Origin of the sequence: Roseiarcus fermentans, from assembly GCF_003315135.1 — a bacterium.
Classification (GTDB): Bacteria; Pseudomonadota; Alphaproteobacteria; order Rhizobiales; family Beijerinckiaceae; genus Roseiarcus; species Roseiarcus fermentans.
The window spans coordinates 1-1,514 of sequence record NZ_QNRK01000087.1 but is presented as its reverse complement, the minus strand read 5'-3'; the positions used below and the strand labels follow the sequence as shown (position 1 = coordinate 1,514).

General features: G+C 70.3%; 1 protein-coding gene and 1 pseudogene. Both read left to right on the top strand.

The window, feature by feature from the left end:
- The coding region (locus DFR50_RS33410) for a PEP-CTERM sorting domain-containing protein (protein WP_113894230.1) at positions 1-1,099 on the top strand (1,099 nt) is incomplete at its 5' end.
- Between the two features lie 41 nt (positions 1,100-1,140).
- A pseudogene (locus DFR50_RS32435) lies at positions 1,141-1,514 on the top strand (hypothetical protein); the annotation flags it as partial.

Genomic DNA, 1,514 nt, shown 5'->3' with positions numbered 1-1,514 from the left:
TTCGCTCACGCTGACGCAGACGGCGATCGGAGGGGCCGGCGGGGCGTCCGGGAACAACGGCGGCGCGGGCGGCGCGGCCTCCTCGACCCTGACCGTGCGCGGCGCTTCGGCGTCGAGTCTCGCCGTGAGCACAGTCGCCGCCGGCGGCGCGGGCGGCGGGGGGGAGACGGCAGGCGGAGCGGGCGGGAACGCGAGCGCCCGCAGCGACGCGACCTTGATCGGCGCGGGCCGGGTGTCGTCGACCGCGACCGCAACCGCCGGTAGCGACGGCGGTCAAGTGCTGCTTCCGATCGGTTCGGGCGCCTCGTCGGCGCAAAGCGCGGCGGCAAACGCCGAGGGATCGGTGACCGCCGCCGCTCGGGCCGGGGCGTCGGCAGGCCGCGGCGCGGTCGGCGCCGAGACCGAGACAGCCGTGGGCGCCGGGACCTGGGCGCTCGCACCGATCGCATCTGGCCAGGCGATCTCCGACGCGAACTTGACGCCGGGCGGCCCGACAATTGGCGGCGGCGCTATCTCGGGCTCCAGCCAGTGCTGCGAGAGGTTCGGCCTGGAACGGACCCTCGCCGACGAGGCGGAGTTCAGCTTCATCGCCGCCGCCCGGGAACGGCTGTCTCTGACGCTTCTGGACAACGACTCCGCGGGAACGGGCTTCGATCGGATAAGCTTGAAAGTCGCGGTCGACGGGCGCGTCGCGGTCGTCGAAACGTTCACGTCGCTGAGCGTGGCGGAAGCGTTCTTTTCTCATCGTGCGCTCGACCTCGGCGTCGCGGGACCGGGGGACCACAGGGTCGACGTGTCTTACGCGATCACGACGGGCGGCTTCAGTCTCGACGGGTTCGGCTTCGCTTACTCGGTTCAGGACGGCGCCGTGCCCGAGCCGGCGACCTGGGCGATGATGCTGCTCGGGCTCGCCGGTCTGAGCTATGCGGGACACATGAAATCGAAGGATCGTCGACTCGATCGTCTTGCTTTCCCATGCGGCGTCTCGGCGCTGTCCAGAAGCCTCGACAAGGAGACTCGTCTTTTTCTTTCCGAGCCGAGCGACGTCGCCTTCGCCGACCCCAGCTTGCCTAAAGAACAATTGTATGCAGTTATTTAACGTGGTGATTCAAAAAATCGATTTCCAATGAGGAGGCTTCCGTGACGAAGGCGCTCACTCGTTCCATCGCAGCGCGTCTGTCGGCGACGGCCGCGCTGTCGCTGGCACTCGTCGCGGCGCAGGCCGAGGTTCGGGCGGAGGTCGTCACCGTGACGGGCGCCAATGGCGCGAACGGCGCGAATGGCGTTCCGTCTCCGGGCAACCCCGATGGACAGCCGGGCGGTCCCGGAGGGCCGGCGACCGCCCTCGCCGGCGGTCGCTTCCCGAGCGGCCACGCGACGACCAATTCCGCGACGGCGACCGGCGGGAACGGCGGCGCGGGCGGCCTGCCTGCTCCGGCGATTCCGATCTATCGCGACGCCGGGTCGAGCGGTTCGGGCGGAGCGGGCGGCGCGGCGAATGCGTCGAGCACGGC